Origin of the sequence: Clostridium sardiniense (genome assembly GCF_016907995.1) — a bacterium.
Lineage (GTDB): Bacteria > Bacillota > Clostridia > Clostridiales > Clostridiaceae > Clostridium > Clostridium sardiniense.
Genome location: NZ_JAFBDA010000011.1, coordinates 29,737 through 52,482, shown reverse-complemented (window position 1 = coordinate 52,482; position 22,746 = coordinate 29,737). Strand labels below are relative to the sequence as shown.

General features: G+C 29.6%; 23 protein-coding genes. 3 read left to right on the top strand and 20 right to left on the bottom strand.

Features of this window, described 5'->3' with window-relative positions; translation table 11 throughout:
• Positions 1 to 13: 13 nt before the first annotated feature.
• The 11 genes from JOC62_RS10690 to pta all read right to left on the bottom strand — a co-directional run bounded on the left by JOC62_RS10690 (position 14) and on the right by pta (position 11,428).
• A complete protein-coding gene (locus tag JOC62_RS10690; RefSeq protein WP_204595328.1) occupies positions 14 to 343 on the bottom strand; it encodes a putative DNA-binding protein in 330 nt (109 codons plus the stop codon).
• An 84-nt stretch (positions 344 to 427) separates the two neighbouring features.
• A complete protein-coding gene (gene ftsY, locus JOC62_RS10685; protein ID WP_204595262.1) occupies positions 428 to 1,342 on the bottom strand; it encodes a signal recognition particle-docking protein FtsY in 915 nt (304 codons plus the stop codon).
• Between the two features lie 22 nt (positions 1,343 to 1,364).
• Positions 1,365 to 4,922 carry a chromosome segregation protein SMC gene (gene smc / locus JOC62_RS10680; protein ID WP_204595261.1) on the bottom strand — a complete coding sequence of 1,186 codons (3,558 nt, stop codon included), beginning with the start codon at positions 4,920 to 4,922 and terminating at the stop codon, positions 1,365 to 1,367.
• A 185-nt stretch (positions 4,923 to 5,107) separates the two neighbouring features.
• Positions 5,108 to 6,130, bottom strand: a complete 1,023-nt coding sequence (locus tag JOC62_RS10675) for an elongator complex protein 3 (protein ID WP_204595260.1) — start codon at positions 6,128 to 6,130, stop codon at positions 5,108 to 5,110.
• On the bottom strand, positions 6,123 to 6,821 hold the full coding sequence (gene rnc / locus JOC62_RS10670; protein WP_204595259.1) for a ribonuclease III: 699 nt from the start codon (positions 6,819 to 6,821) through the stop codon (positions 6,123 to 6,125). The genes JOC62_RS10675 and rnc overlap by 8 nt, the downstream gene beginning before the upstream one ends.
• Positions 6,822 to 6,943: 122 nt before the next feature.
• Entirely contained in the window at positions 6,944 to 7,174 is a 231-nt protein-coding gene (gene acpP / locus JOC62_RS10665) for an acyl carrier protein (RefSeq protein ID WP_204595258.1), read from the bottom strand.
• Between the two features lie 77 nt (positions 7,175 to 7,251).
• Positions 7,252 to 8,250 carry a phosphate acyltransferase PlsX gene (gene plsX, locus JOC62_RS10660; protein WP_204595257.1) on the bottom strand — a complete coding sequence of 333 codons (999 nt, stop codon included), beginning with the start codon at positions 8,248 to 8,250 and terminating at the stop codon, positions 7,252 to 7,254.
• Positions 8,251 to 8,307: 57 nt separating this feature from the next.
• Complete coding sequence (gene rpmF / locus JOC62_RS10655) at positions 8,308 to 8,490, bottom strand: 50S ribosomal protein L32 (RefSeq protein ID WP_204595256.1); 183 nt, start codon at positions 8,488 to 8,490, stop codon at positions 8,308 to 8,310.
• Between the two features lie 2 nt (positions 8,491 to 8,492).
• A complete protein-coding gene (locus JOC62_RS10650; protein WP_243425055.1) occupies positions 8,493 to 9,008 on the bottom strand; it encodes a YceD family protein in 516 nt (171 codons plus the stop codon).
• Positions 9,009 to 9,174: 166 nt separating this feature from the next.
• Positions 9,175 to 10,371 (bottom strand): acetate/propionate family kinase, encoded by a 1,197-nt coding sequence (locus JOC62_RS10645; RefSeq protein ID WP_204595255.1) that lies wholly within the window; start codon positions 10,369 to 10,371, stop codon positions 9,175 to 9,177.
• 55 nt (positions 10,372 to 10,426) lie between these two features.
• Positions 10,427 to 11,428: a phosphate acetyltransferase gene (gene pta / locus JOC62_RS10640; RefSeq protein WP_204595254.1), complete on the bottom strand. Its 1,002-nt coding sequence runs from the start codon at positions 11,426 to 11,428 to the stop codon at positions 10,427 to 10,429.
• A gap of 228 nt (positions 11,429 to 11,656) precedes the next feature.
• Between pta and JOC62_RS10635 the strand changes: the two genes are divergently transcribed.
• Together JOC62_RS10635 and ylbJ are read left to right on the top strand one after the other, a co-directional pair.
• Complete coding sequence (locus JOC62_RS10635; protein WP_204595253.1) at positions 11,657 to 12,868, top strand: nucleotidyltransferase; 1,212 nt, start codon at positions 11,657 to 11,659, stop codon at positions 12,866 to 12,868.
• A 42-nt stretch (positions 12,869 to 12,910) separates the two neighbouring features.
• Positions 12,911 to 14,089, top strand: a complete 1,179-nt coding sequence (gene ylbJ / locus JOC62_RS10630) for a sporulation integral membrane protein YlbJ (protein ID WP_204595252.1) — start codon at positions 12,911 to 12,913, stop codon at positions 14,087 to 14,089.
• Here ylbJ and JOC62_RS10625 read toward each other — a convergent pair.
• From JOC62_RS10625 to JOC62_RS10600, 6 genes are all read right to left on the bottom strand, one after another.
• Positions 14,072 to 14,611 (bottom strand): ATPase, encoded by a 540-nt coding sequence (locus tag JOC62_RS10625; protein ID WP_204595251.1) that lies wholly within the window; start codon positions 14,609 to 14,611, stop codon positions 14,072 to 14,074. The two genes, ylbJ and JOC62_RS10625, sit on opposite strands and share 18 nt — an antisense overlap.
• Entirely contained in the window at positions 14,592 to 15,107 is a 516-nt protein-coding gene (gene coaD, locus JOC62_RS10620) for a pantetheine-phosphate adenylyltransferase (protein WP_204595250.1), read from the bottom strand. Before coaD ends, JOC62_RS10625 begins: the two co-directional genes overlap by 20 nt.
• Positions 15,107 to 15,667, bottom strand: a complete 561-nt coding sequence (gene rsmD, locus JOC62_RS10615; protein ID WP_204595249.1) for a 16S rRNA (guanine(966)-N(2))-methyltransferase RsmD — start codon at positions 15,665 to 15,667, stop codon at positions 15,107 to 15,109. The genes coaD and rsmD overlap by 1 nt, the downstream gene beginning before the upstream one ends.
• A 69-nt stretch (positions 15,668 to 15,736) precedes the next feature.
• Positions 15,737 to 17,767, bottom strand: coding sequence for an ATP-dependent DNA helicase RecG (gene recG, locus JOC62_RS10610; protein WP_204595248.1), 2,031 nt, complete (start codon positions 17,765 to 17,767; stop codon positions 15,737 to 15,739).
• 76 nt (positions 17,768 to 17,843) lie between these two features.
• Positions 17,844 to 19,493: a DAK2 domain-containing protein gene (locus JOC62_RS10605; RefSeq protein WP_204595247.1), complete on the bottom strand. Its 1,650-nt coding sequence runs from the start codon at positions 19,491 to 19,493 to the stop codon at positions 17,844 to 17,846.
• A 14-nt stretch (positions 19,494 to 19,507) separates the two neighbouring features.
• Positions 19,508 to 19,858 carry an Asp23/Gls24 family envelope stress response protein gene (locus JOC62_RS10600; RefSeq protein ID WP_204595246.1) on the bottom strand — a complete coding sequence of 117 codons (351 nt, stop codon included), beginning with the start codon at positions 19,856 to 19,858 and terminating at the stop codon, positions 19,508 to 19,510.
• 197 nt (positions 19,859 to 20,055) lie between these two features.
• Between JOC62_RS10600 and rpmB the strand changes: the two genes are divergently transcribed.
• Positions 20,056 to 20,247 (top strand): 50S ribosomal protein L28, encoded by a 192-nt coding sequence (rpmB, locus tag JOC62_RS10595; RefSeq protein WP_039316116.1) that lies wholly within the window; start codon positions 20,056 to 20,058, stop codon positions 20,245 to 20,247.
• 241 nt (positions 20,248 to 20,488) lie between these two features.
• Here rpmB and JOC62_RS10590 read toward each other — a convergent pair whose 3' ends face one another.
• The 3 genes from JOC62_RS10590 to rsgA are packed head-to-tail and all read right to left on the bottom strand — an operon-like array spanning position 20,489 to position 22,642.
• Positions 20,489 to 21,127 carry a thiamine diphosphokinase gene (locus JOC62_RS10590; protein ID WP_204595245.1) on the bottom strand — a complete coding sequence of 213 codons (639 nt, stop codon included), beginning with the start codon at positions 21,125 to 21,127 and terminating at the stop codon, positions 20,489 to 20,491.
• A gap of 1 nt (position 21,128) precedes the next feature.
• Positions 21,129 to 21,779 carry a ribulose-phosphate 3-epimerase gene (gene rpe, locus JOC62_RS10585; protein ID WP_204595244.1) on the bottom strand — a complete coding sequence of 217 codons (651 nt, stop codon included), beginning with the start codon at positions 21,777 to 21,779 and terminating at the stop codon, positions 21,129 to 21,131.
• Positions 21,779 to 22,642, bottom strand: a complete 864-nt coding sequence (rsgA, locus tag JOC62_RS10580) for a ribosome small subunit-dependent GTPase A (RefSeq protein ID WP_204595243.1) — start codon at positions 22,640 to 22,642, stop codon at positions 21,779 to 21,781. Before rsgA ends, rpe begins: the two co-directional genes overlap by 1 nt.
• Between the last annotated feature and the right edge of the window lie 104 nt (positions 22,643 to 22,746).

Genomic DNA, 22,746 nt, shown 5'->3' with positions numbered 1-22,746 from the left:
AAACCTCCTAATGTTATAAATCTTCTAGTTCTTTCTTTAGCATATCATATTCTTTATTATAAATAGAATACTTTTCTTTAAAGTTTTTTAGAAGTTTTATAATTTTTTCTTCTCGATTTATACTCTTTTGAAGTAAGCCTAACTTTTCTTCATAGGTTAAAAGTTGCTTATAACATCTTTTAAGCAAATCATGGATTGCTTGACGACTTGTGTTGTTTAATTCAGCAATTTCAGCTAAGGATAAGTCATCCTCAAAATATAATTCCATAATATTTTTTTGCTTTTCAGTTAGTAATGGTTTGTAAAAATCCATCAATAATGAAATCTCAACCCTATCTTCCATCATATAATCACCTTACCCACAAAAGAGATAATAACAGATATATTTTAAGGTGTCAAGTATTTTTACTTAACACCTTAATTTTTTTTAAAATAATGCTTCAGCAAAACTTTCTGCATCAAATTTTTGAAGATCATCAATACCTTCTCCAACACCAATATACTTAACTGGTATGTTAAGAGATTGCTTTATAGATATAACAACTCCACCTTTTGCAGTACCATCTAATTTTGTTAATATTATTCCATCTATAGGACACGCCTCCATAAACTGTTTAGCTTGAATTACCGCATTTTGTCCTGTTGTGCCATCTAAAACAAGAAGTGTTTGCTTCTTAGCTTCCCCATATTCTCTATCTATGATTCTATTTATCTTTGAAAGTTCATTCATTAAATTTTTCTTGTTATGAAGTCTTCCAGCTGTATCACAAATTAAAAGATCTACATTTCTAGCTTTAGCTGCTTGAACTGCATCAAAAACAACTGCAGCTGGATCTGATCCTTCACTTTGCTTTACTATATCAACCTCTGCTCTATCGCTCCATACTTCAAGCTGATCAATTGCAGCTGCTCTAAATGTATCTGCCGCTGCAAGTAATACTTTTTTACCTTCTTGCTTATTTTTGGCTGCAAGCTTTCCAATTGATGTAGTTTTACCAACTCCATTTACTCCAATTACAAGTAAAACTTCTTTTTCTGATCCATTTGATTCCTCTTCATTATCTCCTTCAAGAAGCATTTCAGTTATAACTTCTTTAAGGGCTGGTTTTACCATTTGAGGATCGTTTATTTTTTCTTTTCTAATTTTAACCTTTAACCTATCTATAATTTCAACAGTTGTATCCATACCTATATCTGAAATTATTAATATTTCCTCTAATTCCTCATATAAATCATCATCAATAGTTACAGCTAAATTCAATGCCTCATTAATTTTATCTTGTAACCCATCCCTAGTCTTCGTTAAACCTGTTTTTAACTTATCAAATAATTTTCCAAACATTTTAAGTCCTCCACTTCTACACCTATTTAGTTAAATCAACTGATACAACTTTAGAAACTCCCTTTTCTTCCATTGTAACACCATACATAACATCACTTACTTCCATAGTTCCTTTTCTATGGGTAATTACTATAAATTGAATATTTTTTTCTGAAAATTTTCTTAAAAATTCTGCATATCTATATACATTTGCATCATCAAGTGCAGCTTCAATTTCATCTAATATACAGAAAGGAGTTGGTTTCATTTTAAGTATACCAAAAAGTAAAGCTATTGCAGATAATACTTTTTCTCCACCAGACATTAAATTAATGTTTTGAAGCTTCTTTCCTGGCGGCATTACATTTATCTCTATATTAGCTGTAAGTTCATCACCTTCCCCCAATATAAGCTCTGCAGTTCCACCTTTAAATAATTCTTTAAATGTTTCATCAAAGTTTTTATTTAAAATTTTAAAATTATCTTTGAATATTACTTTCATCTTTAAAGTCATTTCTTCTATAACTGAAATAAGCTCTTCTTTAGCCTTCTCTAAATCTTGCTCTTGCGTAGACATAAACTCATACTTTTCACTAACTTCTTCATATTCTGAAATAGCTGCAAGATTTACAGTTCCTAAAGCTGATATCCTTCTTTTAATTGAATTTATATTGTCCTTAAAGGCCATTATATTTTCAATAGGCTTTGCAATTTCAAGAGCCTCTGCATAAGTTAAATCCATCTCTTCATTAAGCTTTTTAAAGTGATTTTCTATTTCCATTTCACTTTTAGCTTTAAGAATCTCTCTTCTATTAAATTCGCCTTCTTCTTTATTTATTATCTCTCTCATTTCAGTAATTAAACTATCAATCTTTTTAAAATCTTCTTTAAGAGACCCCTTTTTAATTTCATCTTCTTTAAATATATCTTCTAATTCTTCTAATCTCTTAGTATTCTCTTTTATTACATTTAAACTAGATTCAATATCTTCTTTAGATTTTTCTATACCCTTTAAAGAATCTTCATTTTCCTTTTGAATTTCTATAAGTTTTAAATTACTTTCTTTTAATTCAATATCTTTTCTTGAGATATCATTAATCTTACCTTGAAGTGCTTCATTTATAGAAGCTCTATTTATTCTAGCCTCTGTTAATTCATTATTGCATTTTTCAATGTGCGCTTTTTCTCTATTTAAAATATCTTCAAGTTCGATTTCTCTTTCTTTATTTAAAGAATTTTCACTTGCTAATTCTTTAAGGTTTCTCTCATGTTCATTTAAACGCTCTTTTAAAGAAGATATATCTGACTCAATCTTAGATTCTTCATTTTGTGCTGATACTAATGTATCTTTTAATTTATTAATTTGATTTTCTAAGTTTGATAGCTCAGTTTTATTTGTGGCTATCTCTATTTTTATTCCATGTATTTTATCTGTATTATTTAAGATTGACTCATCTATAATTTTTCTTTCACTATTTATTTTTTCTATTTCTTTTGATATCTCTTTTAATTTTTCTTTTCCTAAAGTAATTCTATTTTCAATTTCTTCAATTTCTCTTTTTCTACTTAATATATTTGAGGTTTTACCCTTTATACTACCTCCAGTTAATGCCCCTCCTGCATTTAAGACTTCACCTTCTAAAGTTACAATTTTATGCTTGTACCCTATCATCTTTGCAATTTTAAAAGCACTATCCATATTAGAACAGATTAAAGTTCTTCCAAGAGCATAATCAATAACCTTAGTGTACTTATTATCAAATTCAATTATTTCTGATGCTATACCTAAATATCCATCTATATCTTTCACTCTATTATCAACACTAATTCTCTTTCCATTTATTATGTTAAGAGGTAGGAAGGTAATTCTTCCGAGTTTATTGTCTTTTAAATATCCAATTAAATCTTTAGCAACATTTTCTGTCTCCGTTATAACATTTGAAATTGAGCCACCAAGAGCTGTTTCTATAGCCTGTTCATATCCCTTAGGAACATCAAAAACTTCCCCTAAAACATTTATATTTTCAGTATGAGGAGTAAGCTTTTTATATACCCTGTCCATTAAATTTTTAAGAGATCTATTATATCCTTCATATTGATTTTCCAGATCCTCAAGCATAGATTTATTAGCCTCAAGCTTACTTATAGCTATATTAGCTCCTTTAGATTCATTTTCTTTTTTAACTAAATTATTATTAAGTCTTGATAATATTTGTTTACTTGAAGAAATCTTTTCTCTTAATATTTCAAATTCTTTTTCTTCTGATTCTATTTTTAAAGTTAATCCATTTATGCTAGCTTTATTAAGATTTATGTTGCTATTAATACTTTCAAGAGAACTCTTTATTCTATTTTTTCGTTCTTCTTTATTTTTTATTTCACTACTTATTTCTGTTATCTTATTTTTTATAGAAGAATTTCCTCTAAGTAATTCTAACTCGCTATTTTTTAATTTCTTGAGTTCTAACTCAAATTCCTTTATCTTTAAACTAAGATTTTTATTTTTTTCTTCAAGCTTAGTAATCTCTATTTCCCTAGCTTCTTGTTCCTCTTTTTTTAAATACAACTCTTTTTCTAAGATTTCTTTTTCTTTATGTATATCTTTAACTTTATTATTAAGTCCATACTCTTCAAATTTATTTTTTTCAATACTTTTATTTAAATTATTTATTCTTTCATTAAATAATTCAATATCGCTATTAGCTTTTGTTATACCTTCTTTTTTAGTAAAGTACTCAAGTTTCTTATCAGTAGTCTTGCTTTCAAGTTCTTCAAGCTTTTCTTCTATACTTTTTAATGTTTCCCTTTTATTCTTTAATTCATCTCTTTTAACATTTAAATCTTTTTCTCTATTTTCTAGTTCTTCATTAAAAGCCTTTAGTTCATTTTCAACAAATTTTATATTACTTACAATTAAAGAAACTTCTTTTTCTTTAAGCTCTTCAGATAAATCATTAAATTTTAAAGCTTTTTCTCTTTCTACTCTTAAAGGTTCTAATCTTTCTTCATAAGTAGATATGATATCTCTTATTCTAACCAAATTTTCGTCAGTATTAGACAGCTTCTTCTCAGCCTCATTTTTTCTCCACTTATATTTAACAATTCCAGCGGCCTCTTCAAGAAGTGCTCTTCTATCCTCCGGCCTTCCACTTAAGATTGCTTCAATTTTACCTTGTCCAATAAGTGAATAGCCTTCTTTACCAATCCCTGTATCCATAAAAAGACTTGTTATATCCTTAAGTCTACATTTGTTATTATTTATAAGATATTCAGTTTCGCCTGATCTAAATATCCTTCTAGTTACAGTTACTTCATTATAATCAGTTGAAAGGACTTCATCCGAATTATCTAAAGTAAGAGAAACCTGTGCAAGTCCAACTGGTTTTCTGTACTGAGTTCCAGCAAAGATTACATCTTCCATCTTGCCACCTCTAAGTGTCTTGACACTTTGTTCTCCAAGAACCCATCTTACTGCATCTGAAATATTACTTTTCCCACTGCCATTAGGTCCTACAACTGCTGTAACCCCTTTCCTAAATTTAAGCTCTGTTTTATCAGCGAAGGATTTAAACCCTCTTACTTCTAAAGATTTTAAAAACAACCATTCCACTCCCTACACTATATAAATATCGGTACTAAGGATATTAAAAATACTAAAACTAAAAATACTGCAAGTGCAATTTGCATCTTCTCTCTTGTTTTTTTTCTCATATAAATCACCTCTGACTTTAGTATATATTGAACTCTTTAAATTATTTAACAAAACGAGAGTTTCCTCTCGCTTTATTAAATACTTATTTGCTTTTCTGTATCATCTTTAAGTATTATTATACCTCGTGTAACTTCATCAGTTATTTTTACAGTTACATTATATCCATCTTCTTTTAACTTATTAAAATAAGATTTCTTATTGGCATAAAGTTTACTTACATCCTTATTATTTATTAAGATTTCAAAAGACTTACTACTTACTTTATCTTTAATCTTATCCAAAATCAAGCTACTTTCAACAAGTTCTCTAAAGGCAGGATGGAATGGTCCATCTATTATATCTCCACCTTCATTTATTGTTTCTGTAGGCTGAAGCCCTATCCTAATAACATTTATACCTTTTTCATTAAACATACTGTATATCTTCTTACTAACTTCAACTGCCATATCTAATGTATATGGAGAGTATTCTCCTCTTTTATACATAACTTCCATAGGCGTATCTTTAATAACAAGTGAAGGGTATATTCTTACTATATCTGGCTCCATTTTTATTGAGTCAATAGCACTCTTTATATCTTTTTCTGGATTTGACTTAGGAAGACCAGGCATTAATTGATGCCCTAATGTTATTCCATATTTCTTAATAAGCTTAGATGCATTAATTACATCTAATACGCTATGTCCTCTTCCAGATGCTATTAATACTTCTTCATCTAATGACTGAATTCCAAGTTCAATTATATCAACATTATAATCTTTTAAATAGCTTAATATATAGTCATTTATATAATCAGGTCTTGTAGACATTCTAATTTTGCTTACTATTCCAAGTTCCTTATACCTTTTAGCAACTTCAAGTAACTCTCTTTGTTTTTCTTCTCTTATTGCTGTAAATGTACCTCCAAAGAAAGAAACTTCTATAGTTGCTTCCTTATTTTGTATAGTTTCATAATATTCTTCAATAATATTTTTAACCTTTTCTCCATCTACTCTATCCTTTACCCCTGTTATTCTGTCTTGATTACAGAATACACAGTTATGAGGACACCCTTCGTGTGGTACAAATATTGGTATAATATAGTGGTTTTTACTCATTTATTACCCCCATCTTCTCTAATGCTTGTTTTGCTGAAGCCTGTTCTGCTTCTTTTTTAGAGAATCCTTCACCTTCTCCCATACACTCATTATTTATAAGTACTTTAGTGAAGAATTTTCTTCTGTGAGGTGGTCCCTCGAACTTTACTAGATCATATACTATGTTTACTTCACCATTCTTTTGAAGATGTTCTTGAAGCTTAGTTTTAAAATCTAATATAATTTTATTTTCTATTGCCTTATCTATTATATCTTTAAATTGATTTAATATAAATTCTCTAGTAAATTCTAGTCCTTTATCTAAATATATAGCAGCTAGAACCGCCTCCACAGCATCTGCTTGTATTGATGTTCTATTTCTTCCTCCAGTAAGTTCTTCACCCTTACTCATTCTAATATAACTACCTAGATCAAGCTTCTTAGCTATTTCAAATAAGGAATTCTCACATACTATAAGACTTCTAATCTTTGTAAGTTCTCCTTCAGCCTTATCTAAATAATTTTTAAATAAGTACTCTGTTATACATAATTGTAATACAGAATCTCCTAAAAATTCTAATCTTTCATTATATTCTGTGTCTTTATATTGATTTGCAAAGGAACTATGTGTAAGTGCCTTCTTTAAATAACTTAGATTAGTGAACTTAACACCAAGTGCACTTTGAAACTCTTTCAATTTTAATTTATTCATTTTTCTACACTCCTCTAAGTTTATTCTTCAGTTTGCTCCAGTTAAACAAATTCAAGAATAAACTATTTCTTTTAAAATATACTTTTAAAATATAAAAATCCCGCATTTTAGGCGGGATTTATTTATTCTTCAACATGGTTTTTTACGTATTCTACAACATCTCCAACTGTTTTGAATCCCTCAACGTCTTCATCTGGAATTTCCATATCTAATTCATCTTCTAGTGCCATTATTAATTCTACAATGTCTAGTGAATCTGCATTAAGGTCATCAACGAATGATGAATCTAATGTAATTTCATCAGCATCTACGCTTAATTTCTCTGCTATAATTTCTTGAATCTTTTCAAACATATTATCACCTCCTGAAATCCTTCCCTTAGATAATATTATATATTAAATATACAGTCAATATTCTACCAAAATAAATTTTAATTATTTTGTCCTAATTCTGCTTTTATTTTATCTATTACTTTTCCTTCATGGAATATTTTTGTTTGTCTTATAGCATTTTTAAAAGCCTTCCCATCTGAGCTTCCATGCGCTTTAATACATATTCCATCTACTCCTAAAAATGGTGCTCCACCAACTTCTTTATAGTCAAACTTAACCATAAGCTTTTTAAAGACAGGTTTAAGTAAAGCTGCACCTAATTTTGATAATGCTGAAGCTTCCATAATATGATCTTTAATAATTCCAAGTAAATTCATAGCAGCACCTTCATAAAGTTTAAGTGCAGTATTACCTACAAACCCATCACATACTAATACATCTACATCTCCTCTAGGTATATCTCTAGGTTCAACGTTTCCAACAAAATTCATATGTTCTTCTTTAAGAAGTTTATATGTGGCTTTTGTAAGTTCATTTCCCTTTTCTTCCTCAGCTCCAATATTTATTAATCCAACTGATGGATTATTTTTCTTAAAGACACTTTCATAATATATCTTTCCCATTTTAGCAAATTGAACAAGATAACCTGGTTTACAATCAACATTAGCTCCAGCATCTATTATCATAAAGCTTCCTCTTCTACCTGGCATAATAGGTGCAAGAGATGGTCGCTCTACTCCTTTTATTCTTCCAACAATAAGAGTACAACCAGCTAAAAATGCTCCGGTACTTCCTGCTGATATAATACCTTCACATTCTCCAGATTTAACTAAATTTAAAGCCTTTACTATACTTGAATCCTTTTTTCTTCTAAGTGCCATAACTGGATGTTCATTAGTGCTTATAACTTCACTAGCATCTACTATAGTTACCTTATCCTTTGGATAAGTATGCTTATTAAATTCTGCTTCTATTTTATCTTTTGGTCCTGTTATATAGATTTCCATGTCATTATGCTCTTTTAAAGCCTCTACAACGCCTTCTACAACAGCCATAGGTGCATTATCTCCACCCATTCCATCTATTGCTATCTTCATCTAATTTCACCCCTTTTTTCTTTGTATATAAAGAAAAGAAAGTCATAAGACTTTCTTTTATTCTGCTGAAGATATTACTTCTTTACTCTTATAATATCCACAGTTCTTGCATACTCTATGAGCAAGCTTCATTTCGTGGCATTGTGGACATTCAACTATTCCTGGTAAGCTCGCTTTAAAAGTTTGAGCTCTTCTTGAATCTCTCTTTGCTCTATAAGTTTTTCTTGCTGGATTTCCCATGCTTACACCTCCTTATTATCAAGCAGTGCCTTAAGACCTGCTAATCTTACATCAATATCATCACTATTACAAGTGCAACTTTCGATGTTAAGATTTTTACCACAGTTGTGGCAAAGGCCTTTGCATTTTTCACTACAAAGTCTTTTAATCGGTAAGGTTGAAATTATTTCTCTTTCAATAAAATCTGTGAGATCTAATTCATCACTCTTTACAAATGTTACATCATCACTAGCTGATTCGTCAACATTTGTAAACCTTTCTTCTATTTCAAAATCTATTGGATAGATAAAGGTATCTAAACATCTTGAACAAGCAATCTTAAGCTTTGTTCTAACATGTAGGCTAACTACAAGCTCTCTTTCTTTTGAAGATACTACTCCTTCAACAGAAACATTTAATACTGGTTCAATTAATTCACCTTCAAAGTGAAAATTGTCCATCTTAAATTCGTAGTTAATACTTTTTTCTCTTTCTCTTTTTGAGTAAAGGCTAGAAAATTGTAATTTCATAATCTTCATGCTCTGGAAAAATTCCTCGTACCATAAGGTACATTATGTCAATTTATATCAACATAGCTCGAGCGAAAGCGCTTTTTTCACCCCTTAGCTTAAAATATTTACTGAACAAACACAATTTATTATATAAAGGGGTGAATGAAAAGTCAAGAAAATTTATTAATATTTACTATTTTATTAGGTCTAAAGTCTCTTTTGCTATCATTAATTCTTCATTTGTTGCAATAACATAAGCCTTAACTTTAGAATCATCTTTTGATATTTCATTTATATCTGCTCTAATAGCATTCTTTTCTTTATCTATTTCAACTCCAAGGAATTCTAAACCTTCTAAAACGCCTTCTCTAGTTTCCTTAGAATTTTCTCCTATACCTGCTGTAAATACTATAACATCAACTCCACCCATAGCAGCAGCATATGCTCCTATTTGTTTCTTTATACTATAGAAGAATACATCTTTAGTAAGTATTGCTCTCTCTTCTTTTCTATCAAAAGCAGCATCACGAATATCTCTAAAATCTGAGCTTAATTCTGATATTCCAAGTAATCCTGATTTTTTATTAAGCATCGTATTAACTTCATCAGCAGTGTAATTTAATTCACTCATTAAGTATGTTAAGATTGCAGGGTCTATATTTCCTGATCTTGTACCCATAACTATTCCTTCAAGTGGTGTGAATCCCATTGAAGTATCTATTGATTTACCGCCATCTACAGCTGTTAATGAACCACCATTACCTAAATGACAAGTTATTATCTTTAAGTCCTCTATGTTCTTATTCATAACTTCTGCAACTTTTCTTGAAACATACTTATGAGAAGTTCCGTGGAACCCGTATCTTCTTATTCCATGTTTTTCGTATAATTCATATGGAATAGCATAAGTAAATGCTTTAGCTGGCATTGTTTGATGGAAAGCTGTATCAAATACAACTGACATTGGTGTATTTGGCATTAACGCTTTACAAGCTTCAATACCTATTATATTTGGTGGATTATGAAGTGGTGCAAGTTTCACACACTCTTCTAAATATTTCATTACTTCATCATCAACTAATACTGATTTTGAGTATTTTTCTCCACCATGAACAACTCTATGTCCCACAGCTGAGATTTCATCCATTGACTTAATAACGCCATTTTTTTCATCAACTAATGCACCTAAAACTAATTTTATAGCATCTTTATGATCTTGCATTGGTTGCTCTATTATATATTTATCTCTTCCCTCAACTTTTTGAGTAAGAATTGATCCGTCTATTCCTATTCTTTCTACTAAACCTTGCGCTAAAACTCCTTCGTTAGCCATGTTTATTAATTGGTATTTCAATGAAGAACTTCCACAATTTATTACTAAAATTTTCATCTTGAAAACTCCCTTCTAAACTCACTGTAAACTTTTTGTTAATATTAATTTAATATTATTTTGAAGCTTGCGCTTGAACTGCTGTTAAAGCAACAACATTAACTATATCTTCTGAACTACAACCTCTTGATAAGTCGTTTATTGGTTTTGCAAATCCTTGACATACTGGTCCTATAGCTTCTGCATTTGCAAATCTTTGAACTAATTTATATCCTATATTACCAGCTTGTAAATCTGGGAATATTAATACATTAGCATTACCTGCAACATTACTGTTTGGAGCCTTTTGGTCAGCTACTTTTTGTACTATAGCAGCATCTAATTGCATTTCTCCATCTATTTGTAAATCAGGTCTTAATTCTTTTGCTCTTTCAGTTGCAATTCTAACTTTATCGACAACTTCATGATCTGCACTTCCCATTGTTGAGAATGAAAGCATTGCTACTTTTGGATCCATTTTGCAAAGGTTCTTTGCAGTTTCAGCTGTAGCTATTGCAATTGCAGCTAATTGTTCTGAGTTTGGATTCGGGTTAACTGCGCAGTCTGAGAATAAAAGCATACCTTCTTCTCCATATTTTGATCCAGGTACAAGCATTATAAAGAAACTTGATACTACTGAAACTCCTGGTGCAGTTTTTATTATTTGAAGACCTGGTCTTAAAAGATCTCCTGTAGTATGAACAGCTCCTGAAACCATTCCATCAGCATCATCTAATTTTACCATCATTGTAGCAAAATAAAGAGGATCTCTAACTATTCTTTCAGCCTTTTCCATTGTCATACCTTTATTTTTTCTTAATTCGTAAAAAGCTTCTATGTATTCGTTAAGCTTAGGTGAAACTTCTGGATCTATTATCTCTACTCCTTTAAGTTCAACACCTTGCTCCTTACCAGCCTTTAATATTTCTTCTTTATTACCAACTAGCATTGGTGTAGCTATTCCTTCTTCAGCTATTTTTTGAGCAGCAACTACTGTTCTAGCCTCATTTCCTTCAGGAAGAACTATCTTCTTTTTGTCAGCTTTAGCAGCCTCCCATATCTTGTTCATAAGTTCCATGTTCATTTCTCCTTTCAAAGATCCGTGTATATCTCCATATACTACTATACTCCTAAATGATGGCTATTTTCAACCTCTAAGCTCTATTTTTTTTCCTAATGCTTGAATTCAATAGATTTGAAATACTGCAAATTTTCTGAATAATAACCTCTCCACCTTTAAACGTGCCATTTCACTTTTTTTATGCTATACTTATGAATATTCTTTATTTTTAGGAGGATTATTCATATGAATTTAACAGGAATTATCACAGAGTATAATCCATTCCATTTAGGTCATAAATATCACTTAGAGAAAGCAATTGAGGATACAAATGCCGATGGAATAGTTTCTGTAATGAGTGGAAATTTCATGCAAAGAGGTAACCCTGCAATTATAGATAAATATAATAGAGCAAAAATGGCTGTTTTAAACGGTGTTGATCTTGTACTAGAACTTCCATTAGTATATTCATTATCTTCAGCTGAAAATTTTGCTTACGGAGGTGTTAAGCTATTAAATTCTCTAAATTGCATTGATAATATATATTTTGGAAGTGAAAGTGGCGAAATAGAAGATTTAATTAGTATTGCACAAATATTAAAAGATGAGCCAAAAAATTATAAAGACAGACTAAAGATCGAATTAGATAAAGGATTGCCCTTCCATACAGCTAGACTTAATGCTTTAAATTCTTTATTATTGTCTTCAAATATTAGCGAAATATTATCAAGTTCTAACAATATTCTAGCTATCGAGTATATAAAAGCATTACTTAAATTAGATAGTGATATTAAGCCTTTTACATTAAAAAGAGAAGGTAGTAATTATAATGATATTTCCCTAAGTAAGACATTTTCTTCTGCAACTTCAATTAGAGAGACTTTAAAAGATAATTTTGATGTAAATATTATTAAAAACTCTATTCCAACCGAAAGCTTAAAAGTAATAACTGAACTTAATGAAAAAAATTATAATTTTGTTTTTGAAGAATCTTTATTTCCATTTTTAAAATATAAACTTTTAACAAATGCAGAAAGTATTAAATCTATATCCGACGTATCTGAAGGCCTTGATAATAAAATTTTAAAAGAAATAATCAATTGCAATTCATTAAAAGAACTTATATTAAAATCAAAAAGTAAAAGATATACTTATACTAGAATATCTAGAATACTTTCTAAAGTTTTTATAGGCTTTGAAAACTTCCCTATAGAAGCAATTCAAACTTCCGATATAACGTATATAAGACCTTTAGCTTTTAATAAAAAGGGAGCAAAAATACTAAAATCAATTAAAGAAAATAGTGAAATAAATATACTAACCAAAATTCCTAGACATATTTCTAATAATATGCTTCAACTGGACCTTCAAGGTACAAAAGCATACTCATTATTAAATAACTCAATTTCACCTATGGAGGATTATTTTAAAACTCCTTATATTTATAGAAGAATTTAACTTAATTTTGTGCATATAAATACTATTGATGGGAGTGATTTCATGAATAGTATTTTTATTTTATGGATATTTATATTTATTTTTACATTTATACTTCTTAAGCTAACTAATATTAAAAAAAATTATATCTTTTGTTTTGTTATTACCGTATTAATTGTTCTGTTTGTAGTTAATATCGAAGCTTCTATCCAAGCTGCTATAGATGGTTGTAAGCTTTCTTTTAAAGCTATTGTTCCCACTGTATTTTCTTTTTCGCTAATTTGTAATTTACTTATTTCCTATGATGGAATATCACTATACTCTAATATACTAGGTCCCCTTATGTGTAGACCTCTTAAACTTTCTCCTAGCTGTTCTTTTCCTATAGTAGCAAGTATGTTATGTGGATACCCATTAGGTGCAAAATATAGCTCAGATATTTACGAATTAGGATATATAGAAAAAAAAGAATATTTTAGATTAGTTAATATAGCTTCAAATACAGGACCAATATTTCTTCTAGGTTCTGTTGGTGCAACTTTACTGGGTAATCCTAAATATGGTTACTTCCTTCTTATAAGCAATTACTTATCACTTTTCTTTATTGCACTTTTAACAATAAAAAAATCTTCCTCTAATAATAATTATAAGAAGAAGATTTCAAAAAGTTCTAATGTAAATTTTGGACTTGCAATTGATGAGGCAATTAAAAACGCAATTAATACCACATTAGCAGTCTCTGGCTATGTGGTAGCATTCTCTGTAATTATATCTATACTTAAAAATAATTCATTAATAAGTAGTACATTCTATAATATAGAAACTTTTTTAAACATACCAAAAAACGCCTTATACGGAACATTTTTAGGAAGCATTGAAATGACAAATGGTTGTAATATAATAGCTTCAAGTAACCTTTCAATACACCTTAAATTATCCATAATAAGCTTTTTTGCATCATTTTCCGGTTTATCCGCTATTGCACAAACATCATCATTTATGAGTAAAAATAATGTTTCTATGATTAAATATATGTTTTTAAAGCTTGTACAAGGTTTATTTAGCTTTACAGTAAGTTTTTGCTTATCAAATATTATTTTTAAAACTACAGAAACCTCATCACTTATAACATCAACTAATTCATATAAAAATTTATTTATGTATGCAGTACCAATACTAATATTTTTATCAATTCCTTTAATTTTAAAGTCTTTAAGAAAAATATTAGTTCATATCTCTTAATTCTTTAATATTTTCTTTTACAATGGAGCATGCTTCTGTAAGGTTTTGATCAATTTCTTTTGCTGTATCTTCAAAACTTATTTGAAGTGACTTAATAAGCTCCATCTTCTTTTTTTCCATTTCTTTATCAAGCTCTGATAATATTTCATCAGCATAATCTCTAGCTCCAACTCTTATCTTTTTAGCATCTCTTTTTGCTGATGCTAAAATTTCTTGACCTCTGATTTTCGCTTCTTTGACTATATCATGATTCTCAACATTTTGTCTCATAAGATGCATTGTTTCTTCTTTTACTGAATCATATTCTCTTTTAGCTTCTGTAAGTATTCTATCTCTTTCATTCATTACCCATTGAGCTTTTTTAAATTGATCTGGCAGATAATTTATTATTTGGTCTATAACGTTTATAAATTCTTTTTTATCTACCATAGCTTTTCCACTCATAGGTACCTTTGGTGAATTATCTACAAGGTCTTGTAGATATTCTAAAAGCTCAACAATATTAATTTCTTGTTTGTCCATTTACAACACCTCTATCATCCCTGTTAATCTTTCTTTCAATATCATCAATAATATTACTTGGAACTAAGCCCTCAATACTTCCGCCAAATTTAGCTACTTGCTTAACTGCTGATGAACTTACAAATGAAGTTTCAGTAGCAGTTGCCATGAATAAAGTTTCTACTTCTTTATCTAATTTGTTATTCATTAAAGCCATTTGCAATTCATATTCAAAGTCCATTACTGTTCTAAGCCCTTTTAATATTATATTAGTTTCTTTTTGCTTAAGTAAATCTATAAGTAATCCTTCAAAACTTATAATTTCAACATTTCCAATTCCTTGAGTAGCCTTTTTTATAAGTTCAACACGTTCTTCTATATCAAACAATCCTTTTTTCTCAACATTTATAAGAACGGCAACTATAATCTTATCAAATATTCTTGCCCCTCTTTCTATAACATCTAAATGTCCATTAGTTATTGGATCAAAGCTTCCAGGATATATTGCAGACTTCATTATTCTTCTCCTTGGATTTTATAGAAGCAAACTGTTGTATTTCCATATTTCTTACTTCTTGTAAGTTTAATATCCTCATATCCTTCATATATTTCTTCTATAGAATCTATTTTGGTAACTATTATTCCATCTTCATTTAACATATCATTTTCTTTAATTGTTTTTATTGCCTCTGGAATCATTTCTTTGCAGTAAGGTGGATCTATGAAAACTAAATCAAATCTTTTCCCCTTCTTTGCAAGCATCTTAAGACCTGCATACGCATCTATCTTTAATGGATGACAAAAATCTGTAAACTTAAGATTTTCAACATTTTCTTTTAATAGTGGGAAGGTTACTTCACTCTTATCAAATAAGTAGCACTCCTTAGCACCTCTGCTTGCCGCTTCCAGTCCTAAGCTTCCTGTTCCTGCAAAAACATCCACAACTATTGCTTCTGGTATGTATCCTTGAATCATACTAAACATAGCTTCCTTTACTCTGTCTAAAGTTGGTCTTGTCTCGTATGTTGCTGGTGATAATATTTTACGTCCTCTTGCTTTTCCTGCTATTATTCTCACTATTTATATCCTCCTTAGTGCCATATATCTTTTATTCTATCATAATCAACTTTTTTATACAATTTATAATTAGTTAAAACATATATATTTACTACTTTTTTCTAAATTGCTCTTTATTTCCCTTATTAATATTTTATTTTTTTCTGTCTCATTTAATAAAATATTATTAGCTTCTTCTCTAGCTTTTATTAATATTTTCATATCATTATATAAATCTGCAAGTAAAAGCCCTTCATCACCACTTTGTCTCATTCCAAACATTTCACCTGAGCCTCTAAGTTTTAAATCTTGCTCCGATATATAAAAGCCATCTGTTGATTCTGTAAGTATTTCCATTCTTCTTTTTGTGGTTTCACTTTTTGCCTTTGCAATTAATATACAATATGATTCATATTCTCCTCTACCAACTCTACCTCTCAATTGATGAAGTTGTGCCAATCCAAACCTTTCAGCATTTTCAACAATCATAACCGATGCATTTGGAACATTTACTCCTACTTCTATAACAGTAGTTGATATTAAAACTTTAGTGTCTCCACTTTTAAATCTATTTATAATCTCATCTTTTTCTACACCTTTCATCTTTCCATGAAGATACTCAACCTTAATATCTTTAAAGATTCCATAATTTAATTTTTCATATACACTTTCAACTGAATTTAGTTGTTCTTTTTCATCTTCTTCAATAAGTGGGCATACAATATATACCTGTCTTCCTTTATTGATTTCACTAAGTGCTAATTTATAAGCACTATCTCTTTCATCATCTTTAAAAAATCTTGTATCTATCTTCTTTCTACCAGGTGGTAATTCATCTATAGCTGATACATCTAAATCCGAGTAAACATAAAGTGCTAAAGTTCTAGGAATTGGAGTTGCTGTCATAACTAACACATCAGCCCTCTTACCTTTATTAATAAGTCTACTTCTTTGTTCTACCCCAAATCTATGCTGTTCATCAGTTACCGCAAGACCTAAATTATTAAATTCAACATCCTCTTGGATAAGTGCATGAGTTCCTATTACAAGTAAAGGTCCCTCTTCTTTTATTCTTTCCTTTATTCTTTTTTTCTCTTTCATAGATGTGCTTCCAGTTAAAAGTTCAATTTCTATATTGAACCCTTCAAAAATATTCTTAGCTTCTTTATAATGTTGATTTGCAAGAATTTCAGTCGGTGCCATAAATGCAGATTTATAACCATTTTTATAAGCATTAAAAATAGCAATTAAAGCAACTATAGTTTTACCAGAACCTACATCTCCCTGAACCAACCTATTCATTGGATACAAGGACTTTTGATCTTTTAATATAGATCTTACAACTTTAGCTTGAGCATTTGTCAAACTATATGGAAGAGATTCTCTTAAATCGTTAAGTTCATCAGTCCAATTATATCCTATACCATTTTTTATTCTAATCTTTTGTTTAAGCATAAGTAATTTCATCGAATATGTGAATAACTCCTGAAACTTTAATCTTTCAATAGCTCTCTCTAATTTATCTTTTCCTTTTGGAAAGTGAATTTCTCTAATAGATTCATCTAAAGAAATTAAATTATATTTTTTTAATATATCCAAAGGCAAATTTTCAGTTACAGTTATAGTATCTAAAACTTGCCCAACTACCTTTGCTAGAAAATTATTCGTAAGCTCACCTTTCAATGAGTATTTAGGTATTATCTCACTTTTTAACGACTCATTTGAACCAATTTGAGGATTTGTAATCTCAAGTGTGTGTCCTACCTTTTTGTATTTGCCTAATAGATTATAAGTTTCACCTTTTCTAAATTTAGTTTTTATATAAGGTTGATTAAACCACTTTCCTATAATACTTATACCATTATAGTTAAATTCTATATTAGTTATTATTTTACCAGTCTTTGTCCTAAAGTCCCCCTTTGCTCTTACCATAGTACAGCTTAATATCTGTTTTTCATTTTCATCTATCTCTTTTATACTACTGTTACCATTTATAAACTCATAATCTCTTGGAAAATATAAAAGAAGATCAAGGACACTAAATATACCTGCTTTATTAAGTCTCTCAGTAGCCTTAGGTCCTACCCCCTTTATATTGCTAACTTCAGTGTAAATATTCATCCCTTTCCTCACCTCGTCCAATATAAATATAAAAAGCACCTTACGGTGCTTTTTATTTTGTGTAATTTAATATATATTATTCAACTGACATTAAGAAGTAGTATAAAGGTTGGTCACCTTTATATAATTGTATATCACAATCTTCATACTTTTCTTCTAACTTAGATACAAATTCATTTGCTTCATTGTCCGTAACATCTTCACCATAGAATATAGTTATAAGTTCACTATCATCATCGACCATATTTTCAAGTACTTTTTCAGCAACTTCAAATTTGTCTTCCCCAACTTCTTTAATCTTGCCTTCTACTAAGCCAAGCATATTTCCTTCTTTAATGTTTATTCCATCCATTTCTGTATCTCTAACAGCATATGTTACTGAACCAGTTTTAACAGCTTCCATTAATTCTTTCAGCTCTTCTTCATTTTCCTTTGGTTCAGCATCTCTATTGAACATTGATACACAAGTTATTCCTTGTGGAATAGTTGTTGTTGGTATTACAATTACGTTTTTATCTGATATTTCCTGTGCTTGTGATGCAGCCATTATTATATTTTTATTATTTGGTAATATGAATATATTTTCTGCATTAATTTTATCTATACAATCTAATATATCTTGTGTTGAAGGGTTCATAGTTTGACCACCTTCAATTACATAATCAACACCTAAGTCTTTAAATATGCTTGTAATTCCATCGCCCATAGCAACTGTAACAAAACCATACTTCTTAATTTCTTCTTGTTCTGCTGCTTCTTCTGCTTGCTTTGCTTGTTCTTCTCTCATTTCTCCAGCTAAAAGTTCTCTATGTTCTTCCCTCATATTATCAATCTTGATCTTTGAAAGTTCACCAATCTTTACAGCTTTTGATAAGACAAGTCCTGGATCATTTGTATGAATATGAACTTTTATTACATCATCATATCCAACAACTATCATTGAATCCCCAAAAGGTTCAATTTCATTTTGTAATTCTGTTGCATGTGTCGCATCGCCTAATATTATAAACTCAGTGCAATATCCAAATTTAATATCTGCATCTCCAGTTGTCTTAGCTCCAGTAACTTCTCCGCCACCTTCACCAATTTTAATATCTTTAACTTCTGCAACTATTCCATCTTTTAATGCTTCAAGCATACCTTGAAGTATTATATAAAGTCCCATACCACCTGAATCTACAACTTTCGCCTTTTTAAGTGCTGGTAATAATTCTGGTGTTTTATCAAGCATCACCTTTGCAGCAACTGTAACTTCTTCTAAAAGTTCTTTTACGTTGTGTTTTTTTGAATGCATACCTGCTTCAGCTGCAGCTCTTATAACTGAAAGTATAGTTCCTTCAGTTGGTCTCATAACTGCCTTATATGCAGAATTTGATCCTTCTTGTAATGCGTTTGCAAACTCGCTAGCTGAAACTTCCTCAAGATTAGTTAATCCCTTTGAAATTCCTCTTAAAATTTGAGAAAGAATAACCCCTGAGTTACCTCTTGCACCCATTAATGCACCTTTCGCAAGCTTTTTAGAAACTTCTCCTATAGAATCTGAATCTATATTTTCTATTTCCTTAACAGCAGCTTTAAAAGTCATTGACATGTTAGTTCCTGTATCTCCGTCTGGTACTGGGAATACATTTAATGCATTAACATAATCACTCTTTTCCGCTAGCCTATTGCTTGCGTTTACTACCATGTTATAAAAATCACGGCCGTTTATCTTATTAAATTCCATTAGTCGTTTACCTCCTAGACTCTTACCGCTTGAACATTTACTGAAATTGATGCTACCTTTAGTCCAGTAAAGTTTTCTACATTATAACGTACTTTTTGAATTATATTGTTTGCTATAACAGATATTTTTGTTCCATACTCTACCATAACAAATAATTCAATATCTAATTTATCATCATCGTTAATAGCTATCTTAACTCCCTTGTTAAAATGTTCTATTCTAATTAACTCCCAAAGACCTTCTGTAGCATTCTTTGAAACCATACCTACTACACCATAGCATTCCATTGTTGATAATCCAACAATCTTAGCTAAGACTTCTTCTGAGTAATGAACTTTTCCATTTTCTTTTGAAAATCCTACCATTACTATTCCTCCTCATACATATCATATCTATATTTTATATTAGAAAACTCTATTATTCAAGATTTATATGAGAATATAGAAAAATAATCTATATTTTTTTAAAATAAGCACTTGCAAAATCATATAATATTATGTTACAATGAATTCTGTCCTATTGAAGAGAAATATATCTTCACTTAACAAGGAGGTGTTTTCAAATGGCAAGAAGATGCGAAATTTGTAACAAAGGTGTTGTTGCAGGTGTTCAATACAGCCATTCACATCGTCAATCAAAGAGAACTTGGGCTCCTAACATAAAGAAAGTAAAAGCTTTAGTTAATGGAACTCCAAAGAAAGTTCACGTTTGTACAAGATGTCTTAGATCTGGTAAGGTTGAAAGAGCAATATAGTTCAAATAAAAAAAATGCATTGCATACGCACTGCATTTTTTTTATATTTTAAATTCTTATGTATTTTATTTTTTTCTTCTAAAAAATTTTATTATACTTGATATACATTTAGGTAATTTTATAGCTACTATTTTCATTTCTTCCTCCCATAAATACAAATTAATAAAAAAGAACCAATATCCCCTTTTTACATTGTATGCAAAAAAGAAATATTAGTTCCTATTTTTACTATAAACTATTTTTAGTCTCTAGTATACATAACTAAAATTATACCTGAATCAAAAGTGATATTAATATCACTCGCTAAAAATTCATTACAAATAGCTCTTGGCTCTAGAAGTGTCATATCATAGCTTGTCAAATCATACTTACCACCTCTTATAGTAAAATTCTTTACAACTTCACTTAAAGCATGAAATGATATAACCATACCTTCTTCTTTTTTTATAATCGAACTTTTATCTACTATATACATTCTATTGTGCTCATCTATAATTTCCATTTTAATTTTATCTTTAAGAGCTCTAAATAGTATTCCTATATTACCTAAAGTATGATCAAGCCTTGAGCCTGTAGCTCCAAACATAAGAATATCATTAACATTAAATACCTCTTTAGCTTTTCTATAACCTAAATCAGTATCTGTATAATCTTTTTCCGAGTTATACTTTTCAATATTTACTCCGTTTTCTAAGAAATATTCTAAGACCTCTTTTCTAATTGAATCAAAATCTCCTAATATTAAATTTGGAATTATATTTAGCTTATATAAAATATTACATCCACTATCTACTCCGATTATAATATCATTTTCTTTTATATATGATTTTAATAGTTTTTCTGAAGGTGGATTACCACCAGTTACTATTATTGCTCTCATTTTATGAATTCCTTTTAAGATTCTCTATATTTTTAATAACTTCACCATTCTTGTATACAGAAGAACCTGCAACAGCAACATCTACTCCAGCCTCTCTAACTGTCTTAATGTTATCTATACCAATCCCACCATCTATCTCTATTATTAAATCTTTATTATATTTTTTTCTCATTTCATCTACTTCTTTAATCTTTTCTATGGAATAGTCAATGAAGCTTTGTCCTCCAAAACCCGGATTAACACTCATTATTAAAACCATATCTAATTTAGAAATTAAATCTTTAATAAGTATAGTTGGAGTTCCTGGATTTAATACAACTCCAGCTTTTACACCTTTTGATTTTATATATTGAATTGCTCTATCTATATGTTTTTCAGCTTCATAATGTATAGTTATGATATCTGCTCCTGCATCTACAAAATCATCTATGTATCTTGATGGTGATTCAACCATTAGGTGAACATCAAATATTTTATCTGTTCTGTTTCTAATAGCCTTAACTATTGGTGCTCCAAGAGTTATATTGGGTACAAAGGCTCCATCCATAACATCTATATGTATGTAATCTGCTCCACTTTTATCTAAAAGTTCTATTTCCTCCCCTAATCTTGAAAAATCTGCTGATAAAATTGACGGTGCTATTTTTATCATTAATACTTCCTCCCTTTTAATATTTCTTCTAATGTTCTTATATAAAATTCATATCTATATTTATTAATTTTTCCCTCTTCTACAGCTTCTTTAACTGCACATCCTGGTTCTTTATGATGCAGACATCCTCTATATTTACATTCATTATTATATTCCTCAAAATCTGGGAAACAATATCTTAAATCATCTTTATCAATAAATGTTACATCTAAAGTTGAAAATCCTGGTGTATCAACAATATATCCATTAGATACATCTATAAGCTCACTATGTCTTGTAGTATGCTTTCCTCTACCAATTTTTTCACTAACTTCTCCTGTTTCCATATGCAATCTATCTGTAAGTGTATTTATAAGAGTTGATTTTCCTGCTCCTGATGGGCCACATAAAACGGTTACGTTACCCTCTAATCTTTCTTTTAAATTATCTATGCCTATTCCCTTTTTCGCATTTATAAATAACACTTCATATCCTATAGCATTAATCTTTTCTTTTAATTCTTTTCTTTCTTCTTCATTTACTAAATCGATTTTATTTAAAGCTACTATTGCCTTTATATTATTACTTTCACAAAGCACTAAAAATCTATTTAATAAATCAAAGTTTAAATCAGGATTTTTTATAGCAAAGACTACAAATGCTTGTGTTACGTTTGCAACTGTTGGTCTTATAAGCTCTGAAGTTCTATCATCTATCTTTTCAATAGTTCCTTTTCCATTTTCTATTAAAATCTCTACATTATCTCCAACCATAGGTTTAAGTGATTTATGTCTAAACTTCCCTCTAGCCTTACATTCTATTATTCCTTCGTCAGTTTTTATATAATAGAACCCACCTATTCCTTTAATTATTTTTCCCTTCATAGTTCCTCCAAAAATTTCTTTCTTACTTATTAATATAAACACTTTTCATTATTTTTTGCAACCTTTTTAAATTATGCTTTAAGAATTTATATAAATTTTAATAT